We start from the raw sequence: 20,097 nt of genomic DNA on the forward strand, positions 1-20,097 counted from the left end.
CGCGCTCCCACTGCAGTCTCGCGGACGGCGCGCCGGTGGATCGGCGTCAGGCCTGCTGGGCCTGCCGCAGGCGGTAGCGCAGGGCCGAGAGCTCCGACTCGAGCGCCGCCGGCACGCGGCCGTCGAAGGTCGCGTAGAACTCCTCGGTGAGGTCGGCCTCGCGCTGCCACGAGATCGGGTCGATGGCGAACAGCTCGTCGAGGTCGGCCTGCGGCACGTCGATGCCGTCGAGGTTGAGGTCCGACGTCTTGGGCAGGCGTCCGATCGGGCTGTCGACCGCGTCGACTTCGCCGTCGATACGACGGATGATCCAATCGATGACGCGGGAGTTGTCACCGAACCCGGGCCACAGGAAGCGCCCGTCCGAGCCCTTGCGGAACCAGTTCACCTGGAAGATCCGCGGCGCGCGGTCAAAGCGCAGCTTCTGGCCGATCTTCAGCCAGTGGCCGAAGTAGTCGCCCATGTTGTAGCCGCAGAAGGGGAGCATGGCGAACGGGTCGCGGCGCAGTTCGCCGACCGTGCCCTCGGCAGCGGCCGTGCGCTCGGACGAGACGTTCGAGCCCATGAAGACGCCGTGCGTCCAGTCGGTCGCCTCGACCACGAGCGGAACGTTGGTCGCCCGCCGTCCACCGAAGAGGATGACGTCGAGGGGCACGCCCTGGGGCGCGTTCCAGTCGGACGCGATCTGCGGGCACTGGGCCGCCGCCACCGTGAAGCGCGAGTTCGGGTGCGCGGCCGGACGGCCGAGTCCGGGCGTCCAGGCGTTGCCCTCCCAGTCGGTCAGGTGCGGCGGGGCCTCGTCGGTCAGGCCCTCCCACCACACGTCGCCATCGGGGCGGAGCGCGACGTTCGTGAAGATCGTGTTGCCCCACAGCGTCTCGACCGCGGTGACGTTGGTGGACTCGCCCGTGCCGGGCGCGACGCCGAAGAAGCCGGCCTCCGGGTTGATCGCCCACAGGCGGCCGTCGTCGCCGGGGCGCAGCCATGCGATGTCGTCGCCGAGCGTCTCGACGCGCCAGCCGGGGATGGTCGGGCGGAGCATCGCGAGGTTCGTCTTGCCGCATGCCGAGGGGAACGCCGCGGCGACGTGGTACGCCTTGCCGGACGGGTCGATGACGCGGATGAGCAGCATGTGCTCGGCCAGCCAGCCCTCGTCACGGCCGATGACCGACGCGATGCGCAGGGCGAAGCACTTCTTGGCGAGGATCGCGTTGCCGCCGTAGCCGGAGCCGAACGACCACACCTCGAGCGTCTCGGGGAAGTGGGCGATGTACTTCTCGTCGTTGCAGGGCCACGCGGCATCCTTCTCCCCCGGCGCGAGCGGCGCTCCGACGGAGTGGACGGTCTTGACCCAGTCGGCGCCGTCGGCGATCTGCTCGAGCACCGCGGTGCCGACGTGGGTCATGATGCCGATGGAGGTGACCGCGTAGGCGCTGTCGGTCACCTGCACGCCGATGTGCGAGAGCGGTCCGCCGACGGCGCCCATCGAGAAGGGGACGACGTACATCGTGCGACCGCGCATCGATCCCTCGAACAGACCGGTCAGGAGGCCGCGCATCTCGGTCGGATCGGCCCAGTTGTTCGTCGGGCCGGCGTCCTCCTCGCGCTCGGAGGCGATGAAGGTGCGACCCTCGGTGCGGGCGACGTCGCTCGGGTGGGAGCGGGCGAGGTAGGAGCCCGGGCGCCACTCGGGGTTGAGCTTGATGAGCTTGCCCTCGTCGACCTGCTGACGCAGCAGCGCGTCGTTCTCGGCCCGCGAGCCGTCGACCCAGTGGATGGCGGCGGGCTGCGTCAGCGCGGCGATCTCCTCGACCCAGGCGTACAGCGCGTCCATGCCTGCTCCGGTCACGTGCGGGCGCCGGCCGAAGCTGCGCGCCTCGACGGCTGCGGCGGGGGTGGACGTGGGGCGGGTGAAGATGTCGGCCAATGCCATGCTCGTTTCCTCCTCGATCGACACGTCATCTGCGGTCTTCCCCTACTGTGACGCGATTACATGGACCTTTTCGCAACCTCTTGACTGCAAGAAACGCGAATCTTTCCGTATGCTCAAGGAATGGCATCCACGTCGCTCGAGCTCACGACCCTCGGTCACCGCATTCGCCACCAGCGCGTCGCGGCCGGGATGACACTGGACGAACTCGGCGAGAAGGTCGGCGTCGCCGGCAGCCAGCTGAGTCTGATCGAGAACGGCAAGCGCGAGCCGAAGCTGTCGCTGCTGCAGGCGATCGCCGCCACGACGGGCATCGAGGTGACGGAGCTGCTGTCGGCGGAGCCGCCCAATCGCCGCGCCGCGCTCGAGATCGACCTGGCCCGGCTGCAGGCCGGCACGGTGTTCCGTCGGCTCGGCATCCCCCCGGTCAAGGTCACGAAGGGCACCAGCGACGAGACCCTCGAATCGATCATCGGGCTGCATCGCGAGCTCGAGCGCCGCGAGCGCGAGACGATCGCGACGCCCGAGGAGGCGCGCCGCGCCAACACCGAGCTCCGGCTGCGCATGCGCGAGAAGGGCAATTACCTCGCCGAGATCGAGAAACTCGCCGAGCGCCAGCTGAAGGCGGCCGGTCACTCCACGGGTGCGCTCACGCACCGCACCGTGAGCATCATGGCCCAGCAGCTCGGCTTCGAGCTGCTGTACGTCAGCGACCTCCCGCACTCCGCGCGCTCCGTCACCGACATCGAGAACGGCCGCATCTACCTGCCGCCCGCGTCGATCCCCGGCGGCCACGGCCTGCGGTCGATGGCCCTGCAGGCGATGGCCCACCGCCTGCTGGGGCACGAGCGGCCGGTCGACTATGCCGATTTCCTCCAGCAGCGCCTCGAGATCAACTACTACGCCGCCTGCTGCCTCATGCCAGAGACGGCCTCGCTCGCGTTCCTGCAGCAGGCCAAACGCGACCGCAACCTCGCCGTCGAAGACTTCCGCGACGCCTTCGGCGTCACCCATGAGGCGGCCGCCATGCGGCTGACCAACCTGCTGACCCAGCACTTCGAGATCCCGCTGCACTTCCTCCGCGTGGACGGCTCAGGGGCGATCACCCGCGTCTACGAGAACGACGACCTGCCGGTGCCCATGGACGTCACGGGATCTGTGGAGGGACAGATCGTCTGCCGCCGCTTCCTCGCGCGCTCCGCCTTCGAGGAGCACAACCGCACCACGGAGCACTACCAGTACACCGACACCCCGTCGGGCACGTTCTGGTGCTCGACGCAGACGGGGACGACGGATGCCGGCGAGTTCTCCATCACGGTGGGGGTGCCGTTCGACGACGCACGGTGGTTCCGCGGCCGGGAGACGACGAAGCGCGCCAGCTCGCACTGCCCCGACCTGTCGTGCTGCCGGCGCCCGCCCGCCGACGTCGCCGCACGCTGGAGCGGCAAGGCGTGGCCGAGCGCGCGCGTGCACATGCACATGTTCTCGCCACTGCCCTCGGGGGACTTCCCCGGCGTCGACGACACCGAGGTCTACAGCTTCCTCGAACGGCACGCCGAGGGCTGAGCCCGCGTCTGCGCCGGGCTCAGTCGGCCGCGCCGCCGCCGGAGCCGCCGTCGCCGCCGTGCGCAGCGGCGGCCACGGGGACCGTCACCGCACCGGGTGCGCCCCGGGGTCGCTCGCCGTCGGGGCCCCACTTCAGCCAGGCGACGACATAGATGACCAGCGCGCTCACGAGGCCGGTGAGCACCCAGATCACGACGAGGAAGTCCACCCACGAGCCGACCGGAGGGCTGCCGGGCAGGAAGCCGCGCAGCGGGATCGTGGCGAACAGCATGGCCGCCATCCAGCTCATCAGCGTCGCCTCCGCCTTGCGTCGCCCCCGCAGCACGCGGAGCGCGATCGTGAGGCACAGGACGGGCATCGCGATCATCAGCACGAGGATGACGACGCCGAAGGTCACCGGAGCGACCGACCGCTGCGCGATGATGACCACCTCGTCGGCCGGTATGCCGTTGACGGTGAACAGCTGGCTGGTCGCCTCGCTCGTCTCGGAGCGGAACGTCCAGCCCGGCACGTGCGGCGTACCGCAGACCTCGAGCGGCACCACGGACTCCTCGGCGGTGTCGGCGTTCTGGACGGCGATGATGGCCACCGGCGAGCGGTAGACGTCCACCGGCCAGCGCTCGATCTCGCCCTCGGCGATGAGCCGCACGGTCTGCGCGGACGGGATCGTCCCGGGCTCATAGGTGAGCGTGCGCGAGGTCTCGACGTTGGAGAGGTAGATCGTCAGCGGCCCCCGCAGCCGTTCGTCCGCGTCGGCCGCGGGACCGAAGGAGAGCACGTCGAGACTGCCGCTGATGCGCTCACCCGCGGCATCCACCGACTGCGGGGTGAAGGACAGGGTGATGCGGTCCGTCGGGAGGTCGTCGGCCGGGAGGCAGCTCGACCCCGTGGACTGCGTCTCGGTCAGGGCGTACGTGGCGACGACGCCGACATACAGGCCGAGGAAGGCCAGCACGACCAGCGCGACCACCCAGCCGCGTCTCCTCGTCCCTGCCCGCACGGTCACAGTGTGGCAGAACGCATCAGCCGAGGAGGAACCGCCGGTACCGCTGCAGCGCGGCGTCCACCTGCTCCGCCGAAGCCGCGCCCTCGGTGAAGAGCTCCGGCAGCGGGTCGCCCTCGTGCCGGCCGACGGCGTGGGAGTGCGACCACGCGCCGACCACCTCGCCGCGCGCGACGAGGACCGGCCGCACCATGCCGTTGGCGCCCGGTCCGACACGGCCGAGCAGAGCGGGTGCGCAGGCACCTGTGCGGTCGGCGTACGACAGGTAGTACTCGTCGAACGGAGGGAGTGCCAGCACCTCGGGCATCCGCGGAGCCCGCCGGGGAGCGGGGCCCGCCGCCACGTAGACCGGCTCCCCCTCACCCGGGACGACGGACACGCGATCGGATGCCGCGGCCGCCGCCTCCCGCGCGACGCCGAGCGGCAGCCCCGACCACCAGGAGAAGTCCCGGATGCCGGCGGGTCCGTGGGATCCGATGTACCGCGTGAACAGCTCGGCGAGCGGTTCGACCGGGGCCGCGGCATCCGTGATCCACTCGTCCGTCCGCACGATGTACTGCTCCCGCGTCGGACCGCCCGCTCTCGGCACCACCGGGCCCTGGCAGACGACACCGCGCCACGAGAGACCGCACAGGAGGTGGTAGCCGCGCTGCCCCGACGTCGGGACGCCCGCGCCCTCGAGGACGGCGAACAGCTCGGCGCGGGTGAGCCGCCCGCCACCGGCCAGGGCGGTGAGCGCGGCCCGCTCCGCGCGGTCGAGCTCGGCCGCGTCGATGCCCTCCCGCCGGTGCGTCGCCGCCAGGCCCTGTCGCTGCCGCTCGCCCGTGAGAGCCAGCAGCCAGCCCAGGTCGCGCGCGGGCACGATGTGGATGGTTCCGCGCATCGTCCACGATCGGACGATCTCGGCGCGGTCGAAGGCGGCGTCGACGTCGCGCAGCGTCGGCTCGCCTCGGGTGCGCAGCGCCAGCGCCCAGCGGCCGCCCCAGAACTCCTGCGCCTGGGTGGCCGTCATGTGACCGGCGGCGTCGGCGATCGACGCCGCCGGCGCCGTCAGGAGGTGCGACCTCAGCCGGCGATCGGGAAGTGCGCGCACGACGACATCCTGCCGTGCCGCACCGACACGAGCGCCTACTTGATGCCGCTGCGGGCGAAGCCGGCGATGAAGTACCGCTGGAAGAAGAGGAACACGAGCGCGATCGGCACCACGTTGATGAGCGCGAACGCCATCGTCGCCCCGTAGTCGCTGTTCGCCTGGCCCTGCAGGAACAGCAGCCCGATGGGGAGGGTGAACAGCTGATTGTCGCGGAGCGCGATGAGGGGCCACGCGAAGTCGTTCCACGACTGCAGGAGGCCCATGAACACCAGCACCGCGATGAGCGACTTCGACATCGGCAGCACGACGCGCAGGAAGGTCTGGATGTGGGACGCCCCGTCGAGCCGCGCCGCCTCGATGAGCTCCCTCGGGATGCCGAGCATGAACTGCCGGGCGAGGAAAAGTCCGAACGCGGACGCCGCGCTGGGCAGGATGACGCCCCAGTAGGTGCCGTAAATGCCGAGGCCGGTGATGAGGCGGAAGAGCGACACGATGATGACCTGAACCGGGAGCACCAGCGTCGCCAGCGCGATGAAGAACAGCACCGTCGAGCCGCGGAAGCGCAGCTGGGCGAACGCGTAGCCGGCGAGCAGGCTCGTGATGACCGACAGCGCCGTGACGACGACCGCGATCGCCACGGAGTTGCCGAACCACGTCGCCACGGGGAACGACCCGAACACGCGCGTGAAGTTCTCGAGTGTGAACTCCCGCGGCCACAGGCGGAACTCGCCCCCGCCGAGCAGCTCGGACCGCGTGGAGAAGGCGACCACCACCATCCAGTACAGGGGTGAGATCGTGATCAGCCCGATGACTAGCACGATCACCGTGCGGGCGGCGGTGCTCCAGCGGGCGGTGCGCTGCACGCGGGTGCTCATTCGACGAGATCCCTCGTTCGGCTCGCTCGCCATTGTCCGGCGGCGAAGAGGAGGGCGAACACGAACAGCACCATGCCGATCGCCGCGGCGTACCCCTGGTCGCGCGTCACGAAGCCCGTCTCGTACGCGTAGGTCACCAGCACGGAGGTCGCCCCGCCCGGCCCGCCGCCGGTGAGGACGAAGACGATGTCGAAGACCTGGAAGGAGTAGATCACGTTGAGGATGACGAGGAAGAACGTCGTCGGTCCGAGGAGCGGGAGGGTGACGTTGCGGAAGCGCTGCCACGCCCCCGCGCCGTCCAGCCGCGCCGCCTCGTAGAGGTCGGGCCCGAGCCCCTGCAGACCGGCCAGGTAGATGAGCATGTTGAAGCCCGTGCGCCACCAGACCGTGGCGATGACGATCGACGCGAACGCCGGGCCCGCCTGCGACTGCCAGTCGATCGAGGGCAGCCCGAACAGCTGTGCGATCTTGTTGAGCGCGCCCGAGTTCTGGTCGAAGATCAGCACGCCGATGAGGGCGGTCGCGACGCCCGAGACCGCCATCGGCAGGATGAGCAGCGAGCGGAGCACCGGCCGGGCGGGGAGGGCGGAGTTGAGCATCACCGCGGCGAACAGCCCGAAGGCCATCGACAGCGGCGTGACGATCGCCGTGAAGAGCAGCGTGTTGCCCAGCGACCGCCAGAACAGCGGGTCGGATGCCAGCCGGGCGTAGTTGTCCAGCCCCGTGAACGTGCCGTCGCCGAAGCCGTCGGTGCGCTGCAGGCTGACGAGGAATGCGCCGACCAGCGGGATGAGCACGAAGATCAGCAGCAGCAGGTAATTCGGGGCGATGAAGGCGTACGCCGCGAGCGCCTCCCGGCGCGCCCCCGCCCGGCGCGGGCGCGCCACGCTAGGCACCGGTCGCCGTGGCGATGCCGCTCTGCAGGTTCTGCACCGTCGTGGCGGCATCCTGCGCACCCGTGAAGGCGAGGTCGAGCTGCTCCTTGAGCACCGGGATGATCGCCGACATCGACGGCGACGCCACCTGCGCGACGTCCTGCGGCTGCACGCCGCCGGCCTGGGCGGCGAAGATCGGCGCGAGCTCCGGGCGCACGTCGAACTTCAGGTCGCCGTTGAGGAGGTCGCCGCGGGTGGGCAGCAGTGACGCGGCCGCGCAGAAATCGCGCATCTGCTCGGCGTCGGTCATGAACTCCAGGAAGGACGCGGCGAGCTCGGGCTGCGCGGTGTTCGCCGTCGCGACCAGTGCGTTGCCGCCGAAGTCCCCACCGGTGCGCACGTCGCGCGGGGCGAAGGTGGCGGTCCAGTCGAAGGAGGCGGTGGAGTCGGCATCCGGGATCTGGAAGGCACCCGACCACACCATCGCGACCGACTGCGAGAACCACGACTCGCTGGCGTAGCTCGACGAGTTGATCGTGTTGTTCGCCGGCACGTAGCCCTTCGAGAAGAAGGAGCTGGAGAACTCGACCGCCTTGCGCGCCGCGTCGGAGTCGATGGCGGGCGTCTTCTGGTCGGACTGCAGGAAGGCGCCGTCCGCCTGGAAGAGCAGGCTGAGCCAGCGCGTCACGCCGTTGCCCTGCCAGTTGTACGCCCACGGGTAGGTGCCCGACGGGAGTCCGGCGCGGAGCTTGTCGCCGATGGCGGCCAGCTCCTCCCAGGTCCAGGCGTCCTCGATGCTCGTGGGGACCTCGGTGATGCCCGCCGCGGCCAGCAGCTCGGTGTTGACCAGGATCGCGGACGTGTCGGTGTGGTGCGGCAGGCCGAAGACGCCGCCCTGGTTCTGCACGGCCGCCCAGGCGGGCTCGGTGAACTGCGCCTGCCGGTCGGAGGAGAGCAGGGGCTTGAGGTCGAGGAGCTGCCCGCGACCCGCGTACGCGCCGAACGTGTAGTACGGCACGCGGAAGATGTCGGGCGGGTTGCCGGCCTGCAGCTGCGCGTCGATGTTGGAGAACATCTGCTCGTAGGGCACGGCGTTGAGCGTCACGGTCTGGCCGGGGTTCGCGCTCTCGAAGGCGGCGATGGCGGTGCGGAAGCCCGCGAGCTCGGCATCGGTGCCCCACGTGGTGAAGGTGAGGGTGCCCGTGCGCTGCGTGGGCGTGCTCTGCGGCACGAAGCCGCACCCGGCGAGCAGGACCGGCAGCGAGACGGCGCCGGCGCCGATCAGGAAACCGCGGCGGGAAAGCGTCATGAGTCACTCCAGGATGTGTGCGGCGACGAGGAGCGGGCGGCACGAGCGCCCGCTTCCCGGGAACGCTAGCGCCGCCGGACGCCCCGAAGGGTCGTACGAGAAAGATCCCCGCCTGGAGTGCGTTTGTGGTAGAAGCGGCTCAGCCGAAGGGGTTCGGGGTGAGCGTGTACTTGGTCTGCAGGTACTCGTGGATGCCCTCGGCACCGCCCTCGCGACCCAGACCCGACATCTTCCACCCGCCGAACGGCGCCGCGGCATTGGAGACGACGCCCACGTTGAGTCCCATCATCCCGGTCTCGAGCCGCTCGATCATGCGCTGACCGCGCGCGAGGCTCTCGGTGTAGACGTAGGAGACCAGACCGTATTCGGTGTCGTTCGCGAGACGCACGGCCTCGTCTTCGTCGTCGAACGGGACGATCGCCAGCACCGGTCCGAAGATCTCCTCGCGGAGGATATCGCTGCCCACCGCGACGTCGGAGACGACGGTCGCCTCGTAGAAGGTGCCCGCGCCCTCGCCGCGACGGCCGCCGGTGCGCAGGGTCGCGCCTCGGTCGACCGCGTCCTTGACGAGCGCCTCGGCCTTCGCCACGGCGCGGTCGTCGATGAGCGGTCCGATGGTCACGCCGTCCTCGGTGCCGCGGCCCATGCGGAACCCCTGCACGCGCTCGGTGACCCGGCGCGCGAACTCGTCCGCGACGGAGCGGTGGACGATGAAGCGGTTCGCCGCGGTGCACGCCTGGCCGATGTTGCGGAACTTCGCCGCCATCGCGCCCTCCACGGCCTTGTCGAGGTCGGCGTCGTCGAAGATGACGAACGGCGCGTTGCCGCCGAGCTCCATCGACGTGCGCAGCACGCCGCCGGCCGCCTGCTCGAGCAGCTTCACGCCGACCGGCGTCGAGCCGGTGAACGAGAGCTTGCGCAGGCGCGGGTCGCGGATGATCGGCTCCGACACGGCGCCCGACGTGGACGTCGTGAAGACGTTGACGACGCCCGCCGGAAGGCCGGCTTCCTGCAGGAGCTTGACGAAGTAGAGGGTCGTGAGCGGAGTGAGCTCGGCGGGCTTGATGACCACCGTGCAGCCCGCGGCGAGCGCCGGCGCGACCTTGCGGGTCGCCATCGCCAGCGGGAAGTTCCAGGGGGTGATGAGGAAGCACGGTCCGACCGGGTGCTGCGACACGATCATGCGGCCGGTGCCCTCGGGGTTGGCGCCGTAGCGGCCGGTGGCGCGCACCGCCTCCTCGCTGAACCAGCGCAGGAACTCGCCGCCGTAGACGACCTCGCCGCGCGCTTCGGCCAGCGGCTTGCCCATCTCGATCGTCATGAGCAGCGCGAAGTCCTCCTTGCGCTCCTGCAGCAGGTCGAACGCACGGCGCAGGATCTCGCCGCGCTGACGGGCGGGGGTCGCGGCCCAGTCCGCCGCAGCATCCACCGCGGCATCCAGCGCCGCCTTGCCGTCCTCCGCGCGCGCGTCGGCGATCTCCTTGACGACCTCGCCGGTCGACGGGTCGATGACCCGGAGCGTCGCTCCCCCGGCGGCGGGGCGCCACTCGCCCCCGATGAACAGTCCGTCCGGCACGTCCGCCAGGAGCTGGGTCTCACGGTTCTCGGTCACGGGGGTTCCCTTCGTCGGGCGGCGTCGGCGCGGACGGATGCTGCAGACCAGCGTCCGTCGGCGGTGTCCCCATTCTTCCAAGCCGACGCGGGCAAGGCGCTGTACATCGTGTCCATCCGGGGCGGAGTTCGTGTCCCGGGCGGCGAGCCTTCCCCCGGCATCCCTTCTCAGCCCCGCGCGCCCTCCGGACCGTGTCCCACTTTCCGCACAACGCGCCGCGGCGTTGTGCAGAAAGTGGGACACGGTAGGGCTGGGCCGCGGCCGGAGAACGGGGGCGGGTCGGCGCCGATCTGCTGCCGACTTGCCGCTCGCTTGTACAATCGAGTGGTCCGGCCGTCACGACGCCCGGTGCTCGAAAAAAGGGCACGCCGCCCCTCCACCGCCGGAGGGACGAGACACATACGGATCCGACTCCGTTCCCGTCTCGAAAGGCCCTCATGTCCTCTGTCTCCGCGCACGTCGCCGTCACCCTCGCCCGCCACGTCGACCACGTCTTCGGCGTGATGGGCAACGGCAACGCGCACTTCCTCGACGCGATCGAGCGCCGCACCGACGCGGTCTTCACCGCGGTGCGCCACGAGGCCGGCGGAGTCGTCGCCGCCGATGCGTTCCACCGCGCGGGAGGCGGACTCGCCGCCGCCACCGCCACCTACGGCGCCGGCTTCACCAACACCCTCACCGCCCTCGCCGAATCGGTGCAGGCGCACGTGCCGCTGCTCCTCGTGGTGGGCGACGAGCCCACGTCCGGACGCCGACCGTGGGACGTCGACCAGATCGCGATGGCCTCCGCCGTCGGCGCCCGCACGTACACCGCAGGACGGACGGATGCCGCGGCCACGACCGTCATCGCGATCGAGCACGCGCTCGCCTACCGTGTGCCCGTCGTGCTCGCGATCCCGTACGACGTCGCCGCGCGGGAGGCCGGGGAAGTCTCCGACGCACCGCTCCCCGCCACCCCCGCCCCCCTGCAGCCGGCGAGCGCGTACGCCCGCTCGGCCGTGCATGAGATGGCGGCGGCACTGGCCGTCGCCGAGCGGCCGCTGCTGCTGGCCGGCCGCGGAGCCTGGCTCTCGGGGGCCTCTGACGTGCTCGGCGAGCTCGCGGCCGCCACGGGCGCGCTCACCGCCACCAGCGCACTCGGGCGTGGCGTGTTCCCCGACGACCGCTACGACCTCGGCGTCACCGGCGGCTTCGGCGCGGAGCGGGCGATGGAGCTCGTGCGTCAGGCCGACGTCGCCGTCGTGTTCGGCGCCTCGCTCAATCAGTTCACGATGCGCTTCGGCGAGCTGTTCGCGCCCGGCACCCGGGTGTACCAGGTCGACACCGCGCCCACCGCGACCCATCCGAACGTGGGCGGCTTCGTGCGCGCCGACGTCGCGGCGGCGGCGCGGCTGCTGGTGGACGACCTCCGCGCGACGGGTGCGGCACCGTCGGGCTGGCGCGAGTCGGTGGACGTGCCGGCGGCCCGCGAACAGAAACCCGGCGACGATCTCGCCCCCGATGGGCGCCTCGACCCCCGCTCGGCGGCGCGGCGCATCGCAGAGCTGCTGCCCGAGGACCGCGTCGTGGTCTCCGACGGCGGCCACTTCATCGGCTGGGCGAACATGTACTGGCCGGTGGCCTCCCCCGACCGCATGATCATGGTCGGCACGGCCTTCCAGTCCATCGGCTTCGGCTTCGCCTCCGTTCCGGGCGCCGCGCTGGCCAAACCCGGGTCGACGGTCGTGCTCACCACGGGCGACGGCGGCGGACTGATGGCCCTCGCCGACCTCGAGAGCGCGGTGCGGGTCGCCGGCGGCCGGGGTCTCGCCGTCGTCTGGAACGACGCCGCCTACGGCGCCGAGGTGAACCTCTACGGCCTGAAGGGTCTCGCCGAGGCTCCGATGCGCATCCCCGAGGTGGATTTCGCCGGGCTCGCCGCCGCGGTCGGGGCGGAGGGAGTCGCCGTGCGCACCCTGGCCGATCTCGATCGCCTCGCCGAGTGGGCCGCGAGGCCGGCTGAGGAGCGGCCGTTCCTCCTGCTGGATCTGCGGATCTCCGGCGCGGTCATCGCGCCGTACCAGCAGGAGATCATCCGCGTGAATTCGTGACGCCGGCGCCGGCGCCGTCGCCGTCCTCCTCGTCGATGTGGCGCCACTCGGCCACGAACTCCCGCACGGTCTTCGTGGCGAGGTCCTGACGCACGACGTGCAGGAGCCGGTCGGCCTCCTCCATGCTCCCCGCCTTGACGCGCAGCACCTCGGCCCCGGAGGCGCGACGCGTCACCACGAGGTCGATCGCCGCACCCACCGGGTCGGGGTCTCCCGACAGCGCCGTCGTCACCACGGACGCGATGATCCGCAGCGAGCGGCGCATCGGCGACAGCGGCCGCCCGACCAGGTCCGCCTCGAGATGGTCGGCAGCCGCGTCTGCGGTGGGCTCGGTGCTCATGCCCCGATTCTGACCCACCGCGAGCGCAGCTCAGCGCGCGGGGCCCGCCCCCGTCGTGTCCCACTTTCTGCACAACGCGCCGAACCGTTGTGCAGAAAGTGGGACCCGGGCGGGAGAGCTCAGCGCGCGGGCAGCATGGTGCCCGCGAAGAACTCCGCGAGCTCGTCGGTCGCGTCCAGCGGCAGGATGTGCGCGACGTACTGATCGGGGCGCACCACCACCACGACACCGTCGCGCGACAGCCCACGCTCCTCGAAGATGTCGGTGCTCGTCCACGCGCTGGGCGCGGCGGCGAACACCTTCTCCCAGTCGGTGAGACCGAGCGGGCCGGTCCGGGGGCGGAAGGCATCGGGCACGCGGGTGACGTCGACTTCCTCATGCGGCTGCTGATAGACCACCTTCACGTCGAACACCGCGTCGACGTCGGCCCCCGCGGGGGTGAACGTCGCGAGGGGGGATGCCGCGGCATCCGTCCACCACTGCGCCCAGGCGGACACGGGCGAGTCCTCGCCGGGCACCGCCCGGTCGGCGAACACGTAGATGCGCCAGCGGCCGTCGGCGCGGGCGTGGTGACCGAGATGCACGCGGTTCCCGTCGGCGACGAGCACCACTTCGGAGGAGGCGAAGCGCTTTCCGAGGGGAAATCCCTCGGCCAGCTCCTGACGGGCGGCGCCCGCGATGATCGAGGACGGCGCATAGCGCGTCATGAAGCCCGACGGGAACTCCGCCGTGGCGAGGTAGTACGTGGCGAGGTCCTGCGGGTCGGAGATCTCCTCCGGCTTGCGCGCCATCAGCGACGACCACTCCCGGTCGAAGTCGATGAGCTCCTGCGCGACGGGCTGGCGCTCGGCGGAGTAGGTCGTCAGCAGCGACGCGGGGCTGCGGCCGGTGAGCACCGAGCCGAGCTTCCAGCCGAGGTTGAAGCCGTCCTGCATCGACACGTTCATGCCCTGGCCGGCCTTCGCGCTGTGGGTGTGGCACGCGTCGCCGGTGAGGAACACGTGCGGCTCGCGGCCGGGCTCGTCGGCGGCGTCGTCGAAGTGGTCGGTCACGCGGTGCCCGACCTCGTAGACGCTGCTCCACGCGACCTGCTTCACGTCGATCGCGTAGGGGTGCAGGATCGCGTTCGCCCGGTCGATGACCGCTTCGACGGGCGTGGAGCGCACCTGGCGGTTGTCGCCGGGCGGCACCTCGCCGAGGTCGACGTAGACGCGGCAGAGGTAACCGCCCTCGCGGGGGATGAGGAGGATGTTGCCGGCCTCCGCGTTGATCGCGCACTTGGTGCGCCAGTCGGGGAAGTCTGTGTTGACCAGCACGTCCATGACACCCCACGCGTGCGCGGCCGAGGCGCCGATGTGCGTGCGGCCGATCGCCTCGCGCACCCCGCTGCGGGCGCCGTCGCTGCCGACGACGTACGTCGCGCGCACGGTCAGCTCCTCGCCTGCCCGGTCGCCCTCCGTGCGGCGCAGGCGCACCTCGACCGGGTGCTTCCCCTCCGCGTGCACGGTGAGCCCGGCGAACTCGATGCCGTAGTCGGGCACGATGCGTCCGGGCGCGAGCGCGGCGGCCTCGGCGAAGTAGTCGAGCACGCGCGCCTGGTTCACGATCAGGTGCGGGAACTCGCTGATCTTGAACGCGTAGTCCTCGGTGCGGGCGGTGCGGATGATGCGGCTCGGGTCGTCGGGGTCCGGTCCCCAGAAGTTCATCCACGCGATGTTGTACGCCTCCGCGATGATCCGCTCCGCGAACCCGAACGCCTGGAACGTCTCCACGCTGCGGGGCTGGATGCCGTCGGCCTGGCCCAGCTCCAGGCGTCCGCTCCGGCGCTCCACGATGCGGGTGGAGACATCGGGGTACTGCGCGAGCTGCGCCGCCAGCAGCGTGCCCGCCGGCCCCGACCCGACGATCAGCACGTCGACCTCCTCGGGGAGGTCGACGGGTCGATCCCGGCCGATGCCGGCTGCGGGCTGCACGCGCGGGTCACCGGAGACGTAGCCGTGGTGGTGGAACTGCATGGGATCCCCTCGGAAGGTGGCGGGTCGCGGACGGCGGGGCCGGCGGCTTGTCGGCGGCCCCGGGGCTGCGGTGGCGGTGGCGGTGGCTCGGGTCAGACCTTGGCGAGCCCGCGGATCGGGCTGACCGCCTGCTCCTCCTCCGCCTCGAGGCCGAGACGGATGCCGCTGCGATCGCGCAGCAGGAGGGTCGCGATGAGCCCGATCACCGTCATGCCGGCGAGGTACCAGGTGACCGACATCGTGGTGCCCGTCGCCCTCACCAGCGCCGTCGCGATGGTCGGCGCGAACGCCCCTCCCAGGATCGCGCCGATCGCGTAGGAGATCGAGACGCCCGAGAAGCGGATGGATGCCGGGAAGAGCTCGGTGTAGAGCGCCGCCTGCGGTCCGTAGGTGAATCCCAGGCCGATCGTGAGGATCGCGAGTCCGAGGAACAGGAGTCCGATGCTGCCGGTGTTCACCAGCGGGAACAGCGTGAAGACGCCGACGAGCTGCAGCAGCCAGCCGATGACGTAGGTCGTGCGGCGGCCGATGCGGTCGGAGACGAAGCCGGCCACGAGGGTGGAGATCAGCCAGGTGACGGCGGAGCCTGCGACGGCCCACAGGACCGGGCCGCGCTCGAGGCCGAGCGGGCCGTCCGGGTTGGTCGCGTAGCCCTGGATGTAGCCGCCGGTCGTCATGTACCCGACGGCGTTGTTGCCGGCGAACACGAGGGCGGCGATGAGGACGAGGAGCGCGTGCTTGCGGAAGAGCTGCACGATCGGCATCCGCGCCTTCTCCTTGCGCTCGGCCAGCTCCGCGAAGACGGGGCTCTCCTCGACGCGGCGGCGGACGTACCACCCGATGAGGATCAGCACGACGCTGAGCAGGAACGGCACGCGCCAGCCCCACTGCAGGAACGCGTCGCCGGGCGCGATGACGGTCATGAGCGCCATGACGCCCGAGGCCAGCAGCAGACCGAGGGGGACGCCGATCTGGGGCGACGCACCGAAGGCACCGCGGCGGTTGCGCGGGGCGTGCTCGACGGCCATCAGCACCGCGCCGCCCCACTCGCCGCCGGCCGAGAGACCCTGCAGGATGCGCAGCAGCACGAGGAGGATCGGCGCGGCGACCCCGATCGACTCGAAGGTCGGCAGCACGCCGATCAGCGCGGTGGCGATGCCCATGAGGATCAGCGTCCACATCAGCACGACCTTGCGGCCGAACTTGTCGCCGAAGTGCCCGGCGAGGAAGGCGCCGAGCGGGCGGAACAGGAAGCTCACGCCGACGGTGGCGAAGGCGAGTATCGCACTGTCGGCGCCCAGGCTGCCGAAGAACAGCTGGCCGAAGACCAGGCCGACGGCGGTGGCGTAGATGAAGAAGTCGTACCACTCGACGGTGGTGCCGACCACGGTGGCGAAGACCACGCGGCGGCGATCGGCGGGCGCGGCGATCGTGCCCGTCGGGGTGAAGGCGGACGGGGAAGGATTGCTCATCGTGACTCCTGTGTCGATGCGATGCTGCTGTCGGGGTGGGCGGCGATGCTTGCCGGACGTGATCAGATCATATACGATTTCAGATACGACGCAAGAGCGAGGGAGCTCATGACTCAGCAGACGGATGCCGCAAACTCGCGTTTCTCGGCGCTGCCGGCCCGCCCCGGCAAGATCATCGCGGTGCACCTCAGCTACGCCTCGCGCGCCGATCAGCGGGGTCGCCGCCCGGCGGATCCCTCCTACTTCTTCAAGCCGTCGAGCTCCGTCGCCGCCTCGGGCGCGACCGTCGAGCGCCCGTACGGCACGGAGCTCCTCGCCTTCGAGGCGGAGATCGCGCTCGTGATCGGCCGCCCGGCGCGCCGCGTGACCGTGGAAGAGGCGTGGGACCACGTGGCCTGGGTCACCGCGGCGAACGACCTCGGACTCTACGACCTGCGCGCGAACGACAAGGGATCCAACGTCCGCTCGAAGGGCGGCGACGGCTTCACCCCGCTCGGCCCGGAGTTGATCGACGCACGTGCGGTCGATCCCGGCGCCCTGCGCGTGCGCGCCTGGGTGAACGGCGAGCCGGCTCAGGACGACACCACCGCCGGCCTGATCTTCCCGCTCGCGCAGATCGTCGCCGACCTGTCGCAGCACGTCACGCTCGAGGAGGGCGACGTCATCCTCACCGGCACGCCTGCGGGATCGACGGTGATCGTGCCGGGCGACGTCGTCGAGATCGAGGTGGATGCCCCGACCGCACCCGGTGCGCCGACGTCGGGCCGCCTGCGGACCACCGTCGTGCAAGGACAGGCGCCCTTCGACCCGGCGCTCGGCTCCCTGCCCGCGGTGGACGACACCCAGCGCGCCGAGGCGTGGGGATCGGCGGAGGCGGCGGCCGGTGCGTCGGCGGCGACGGCGGCGGCGGCTCCTGCGACCGCCGGGACCCTGACGAGCGCGCTCTCCCCCGAGCTGCGCGCCGTGCTCGACGTCACGCCGGTGGCGGCGCTGTCGGCGCAGCTGCGCAAGCGCGGCCTCGACAACGCCACGATCGACGGTGTGCGCCCCACGCACCCCGAGATGAAGCTCATCGGGGTCGCCCGCACGCTGCGCTTCGTGCCCAATCGCGAAGACCTCTTCGCCTCGCACGGCGGCGGCTACAACGCCCAGAAGCGGGCGTTCGACGCCGTCGAGGAGGGCGAGGTCATCGTCATCGAGGCGCGCGGCGAGAGCGGCTCCGGAACCCTCGGCGACATCCTGGCCCTGCGCGCCCGTGCCCGCGGGGCGGCCGGCATCGTCACCGACGGCGGCGTGCGCGACATGGACGCCGTCGCCGCGATCGGCCTGCCGGTCTACTCGCGCGGCGCCCACCCCGCCGTCCTCGGCCGCAGGCACGTCCCCTGGGACGTCGATCTCACGATCGCCTGCGGCGGCACCACCGTGCAGCCGGGCGACGTGATCGTCGGCGACGCCGACGGCGTCATCGTCCTCCCCCGCGCGATGGCCGAGGAGGTGGCGCGCGCCGCCCTCGCCCAGGAGGAGGAGGACGCGTGGATCGCGGAGCAGGTCGCCGCCGGGCACCCCGTCGACGGGCTGTTCCCGATGAACGCCGCCTGGCGCGCGATCTACGACGCCCGGGAGTCGGCCTCGTGAACGCGATCCCGGAGACGCACGCGCCCGACGCCACGCTGAGCAAGTCGCAGCAGGCCTACCGCTGGATCAAGGACCGCATCGCGCGCCAGGAGTTCGTGCCCGGGTACCGGCTCGTGCTCGGATCGATCGCCGGCGAGCTCGACATGAGCGTCGTGCCGGTGCGCGAGGCGATCCGGCAGCTGGAGGCCGAGGGCCTCGTCATGTTCGAGCGCAACGTCGGCGCGCGCGTCTCGATGGTCGACGACTCCGCCTACCGCCACAGCATGCAGGCGCTGTCGATCCTCGAGGGCACGGCCACGGCCCTGGCCGCCCGCAGCCTCACGGTCGACGACGTGCGCCGCGCCCGCGACATCAACGCGCTCATGGTGGAGACCCTCGACCACTTCGACCCCCGCGCCTTCACCGGGCTGAACCAGGAGTTCCACGCGACCCTGTTCGAGAAGTGCGCGAATCCGCGCCTGCTCGAGCTCGTGCGGGGCGAGTGGGCGCGGCTGGGCCACCTGCGCGACTCGACGTTCAGCTTCGTGCCCGGGCGCGCGCAGGAGTCGGTCGCCGAGCACGAGAACATCCTGCGGCTCATCGAGACGTCGGCGCCGCTCGGCGAGATCGAGAAGGCGGCACGGCGCCACCGCTCCGCGACGCTCGACGCCTACATGATCCACGAGCACCCCGACGAGGCCCTCGGCCTCCCCGCCTTCTGACCTTTCGCCCCATCCGACCTTTCGACCTTTCGACCTTTCGACGACCAGTCGACGACGGAGGAACCATGACAGACACCGCCCTGGCGAGCCGGCCCGTGCCCGCCGATCTGCCCACACGCATTCAGCACTACATCGACGGCGCGTTCACCGACTCCGTCGACGGCGACACCTTCGACGTCCTCGATCCGGTGACCAACGAGACCTATGCGCAGGCCGCCGCCGGCAAGAAGGCCGACATCGACCGCGCCGTCGCGGCCGCGCGTCGCGCGTTCACCGACGGCCCGTGGCCGCGCATGGTGCCCCGCGAGCGCTCGCGCGTGCTGCATCGCATCGCCGACCTCGTCGAGTCGCGGGACGCCCGCCTGGCCGAGCTCGAGTCCTTCGACTCCGGCCTGCCGATCACCCAGGCTCTCGGCCAGGCCCGCCGCGCCGCCGAGAACTTCCGCTTCTTCGCCGACCTGATCGTCGCCCAGACCGATGACGCCTTCAAGGTGCCCGGCCGGCAGCTCAACTACGTCAACCGCAAGCCGATCGGCGTCGCCGGGCTCATCACGCCCTGGAACACCCCGTTCATGCTGGAGTCCTGGAAGCTCGGCCCGGCCCTCGCGACCGGCAACACCGTCGTGCTCAAGCCGGCCGAGTTCACGCCGCTCTCCGCGTCGCTCTGGGCGGGAATCTTCGAGGAGGCCGGACTCCCGCAGGGCGTCTTCAACCTGGTGAACGGACTGGGAGAGGATGCCGGAGACGCGCTGGTGAAGCATCCCGACGTCCCCCTCATCTCGTTCACCGGCGAGAGCTCCACGGGGAAGCTCATCTTCGCCAACGCCGCGCCCTTCCTCAAAGGACTCTCGATGGAGCTGGGCGGCAAGTCGCCGGCCATCGTCTTCGAAGACGCCGATCTGGATGCCGCGATCGACGCGACGATCTTCGGCGTGTTCTCCCTCAACGGCGAGCGCTGCACCGCGGGCAGCCGCATACTCGTGCAGCGCTCGGTCTACGACGCGTTCGTCGAGCGGTACGCCGCGCAGGCGAGCCGGGTGCGGGTCGGATATCCCCACGACCCCGCCACCGAGGTGGGGGCGCTCGTGCACCCCGAGCATTTCGAGAAGGTCATGTCGTACGTCGAGCTCGGCAAGGGCGAGGGCCGGCTGGTCGCCGGCGGCGGACGCCCCGAGGGCTTGCCGACGGGCAACTTCGTGCAGCCGACCGTGTTCGCCGACGTCACGCCGGACGCCCGCATCTTCCAGGAGGAGATCTTCGGTCCGGTCGTGGCGATCACGCCGTTCGACACCGAGGAGGAGGCCCTCGCGCTCGCGAACGACACGAAGTACGGCCTCGCCGCCTACGTGTGGACCAACGACCTCCGGCGCGCGCACACGTTCGCGCAGAACGTCGAGGCGGGGATGGTGTGGCTCAACTCCAACAACGTCCGCGACCTGCGCACGCCGTTCGGAGGCGTGAAGGCCTCCGGGCTCGGGCACGAGGGCGGCTACCGCTCGATCGACTTCTACACCGACCAGCAGGCCGTGCACATCACGCTCGGACCGGCCCACAACCCCACCTTCGGCAAAGGAGCCTGAC

Annotated in this window: 15 protein-coding genes; 5 read left to right on the top strand and 10 right to left on the bottom strand. The window is 71.1% G+C overall.

The annotated features are described in order from the left end of the window. Nucleotides 1-46 precede the first annotated feature (46 nt). Nucleotides 47-1,933: a phosphoenolpyruvate carboxykinase (GTP) gene (locus ABC304_RS17285; protein WP_412932686.1), complete on the bottom strand. Its 1,887-nt coding sequence runs from the start codon at nucleotides 1,931-1,933 to the stop codon at nucleotides 47-49. Nucleotides 1,934-2,053: 120 nt separating this feature from the next. On the opposite strand from ABC304_RS17285, the gene ABC304_RS17290 reads away from it, so the two are divergent. Next, nucleotides 2,054-3,496, top strand: coding sequence for a helix-turn-helix domain-containing protein (locus ABC304_RS17290; RefSeq protein ID WP_412932687.1), 1,443 nt, complete (start codon nucleotides 2,054-2,056; stop codon nucleotides 3,494-3,496). Between the two features lie 19 nt (nucleotides 3,497-3,515). On the opposite strand, the gene ABC304_RS17295 is transcribed toward ABC304_RS17290, so the two are convergent. The 6 genes from ABC304_RS17295 to ABC304_RS17320 form a co-directional block, all read right to left on the bottom strand. Further along, the gene (locus ABC304_RS17295; RefSeq protein WP_412932688.1) at nucleotides 3,516-4,496 is read right to left on the bottom strand and encodes a DUF4436 family protein; all 981 of its coding nucleotides are present in this window, start codon (nucleotides 4,494-4,496) and stop codon (nucleotides 3,516-3,518) included. Nucleotides 4,497-4,518: 22 nt separating this feature from the next. Then, the gene (locus ABC304_RS17300) at nucleotides 4,519-5,592 is read right to left on the bottom strand and encodes a winged helix DNA-binding domain-containing protein (protein WP_412932689.1); all 1,074 of its coding nucleotides are present in this window, start codon (nucleotides 5,590-5,592) and stop codon (nucleotides 4,519-4,521) included. Nucleotides 5,593-5,627: 35 nt separating this feature from the next. Beyond that, nucleotides 5,628-6,467 carry a carbohydrate ABC transporter permease gene (locus tag ABC304_RS17305; protein WP_412932690.1) on the bottom strand — a complete coding sequence of 280 codons (840 nt, stop codon included), beginning with the start codon at nucleotides 6,465-6,467 and terminating at the stop codon, nucleotides 5,628-5,630. Then, nucleotides 6,464-7,354 (bottom strand): carbohydrate ABC transporter permease, encoded by an 891-nt coding sequence (locus ABC304_RS17310; protein ID WP_412932692.1) that lies wholly within the window; start codon nucleotides 7,352-7,354, stop codon nucleotides 6,464-6,466. The genes ABC304_RS17305 and ABC304_RS17310 overlap by 4 nt, the downstream gene beginning before the upstream one ends. Before the next feature lies 1 nt (nucleotide 7,355). Then, nucleotides 7,356-8,651: an ABC transporter substrate-binding protein gene (locus ABC304_RS17315; RefSeq protein ID WP_412932694.1), complete on the bottom strand. Its 1,296-nt coding sequence runs from the start codon at nucleotides 8,649-8,651 to the stop codon at nucleotides 7,356-7,358. Between the two features lie 139 nt (nucleotides 8,652-8,790). Next, a complete protein-coding gene (locus ABC304_RS17320; protein ID WP_412932696.1) occupies nucleotides 8,791-10,263 on the bottom strand; it encodes an NAD-dependent succinate-semialdehyde dehydrogenase in 1,473 nt (490 codons plus the stop codon). A 437-nt stretch (nucleotides 10,264-10,700) separates the two neighbouring features. Between ABC304_RS17320 and ABC304_RS17325 the strand changes: the two genes are divergently transcribed. Continuing rightward, a complete protein-coding gene (locus ABC304_RS17325; RefSeq protein ID WP_412932698.1) occupies nucleotides 10,701-12,353 on the top strand; it encodes a thiamine pyrophosphate-binding protein in 1,653 nt (550 codons plus the stop codon). Here ABC304_RS17325 and ABC304_RS17330 read toward each other — a convergent pair. The 3 genes from ABC304_RS17330 to ABC304_RS17340 form a co-directional block, all read right to left on the bottom strand. Continuing rightward, entirely contained in the window at nucleotides 12,334-12,693 is a 360-nt protein-coding gene (locus ABC304_RS17330) for a hypothetical protein (RefSeq protein WP_412932700.1), read from the bottom strand. The two genes, ABC304_RS17325 and ABC304_RS17330, sit on opposite strands and share 20 nt — an antisense overlap. Before the next feature lie 119 nt (nucleotides 12,694-12,812). Continuing rightward, on the bottom strand, nucleotides 12,813-14,708 hold the full coding sequence (locus tag ABC304_RS17335; protein ID WP_412932701.1) for an FAD-dependent monooxygenase: 1,896 nt from the start codon (nucleotides 14,706-14,708) through the stop codon (nucleotides 12,813-12,815). 92 nt (nucleotides 14,709-14,800) lie between these two features. Beyond that, nucleotides 14,801-16,180, bottom strand: coding sequence for an MFS transporter (locus tag ABC304_RS17340; RefSeq protein ID WP_412932702.1), 1,380 nt, complete (start codon nucleotides 16,178-16,180; stop codon nucleotides 14,801-14,803). A gap of 108 nt (nucleotides 16,181-16,288) precedes the next feature. Between ABC304_RS17340 and ABC304_RS17345 the strand changes: the two genes are divergently transcribed. The 3 genes from ABC304_RS17345 to hpaE all read left to right on the top strand — a co-directional run bounded on the left by ABC304_RS17345 (nucleotide 16,289) and on the right by hpaE (nucleotide 20,096). Next, complete coding sequence (locus ABC304_RS17345; RefSeq protein ID WP_412932704.1) at nucleotides 16,289-17,815, top strand: fumarylacetoacetate hydrolase family protein; 1,527 nt, start codon at nucleotides 16,289-16,291, stop codon at nucleotides 17,813-17,815. 5 nt (nucleotides 17,816-17,820) lie between these two features. Further along, the gene (locus ABC304_RS17350; protein WP_412932997.1) at nucleotides 17,821-18,516 is read left to right on the top strand and encodes a GntR family transcriptional regulator; all 696 of its coding nucleotides are present in this window, start codon (nucleotides 17,821-17,823) and stop codon (nucleotides 18,514-18,516) included. Nucleotides 18,517-18,581: 65 nt separating this feature from the next. Continuing rightward, the gene (hpaE, locus tag ABC304_RS17355; protein ID WP_412932705.1) at nucleotides 18,582-20,096 is read left to right on the top strand and encodes a 5-carboxymethyl-2-hydroxymuconate semialdehyde dehydrogenase; all 1,515 of its coding nucleotides are present in this window, start codon (nucleotides 18,582-18,584) and stop codon (nucleotides 20,094-20,096) included. The last annotated feature ends 1 nt before the right edge of the window (nucleotide 20,097 follow it).

The organism is Microbacterium jepli (assembly GCF_047237905.1).
In the GTDB taxonomy this organism is placed as follows: domain Bacteria; phylum Actinomycetota; class Actinomycetes; order Actinomycetales; family Microbacteriaceae; genus Microbacterium.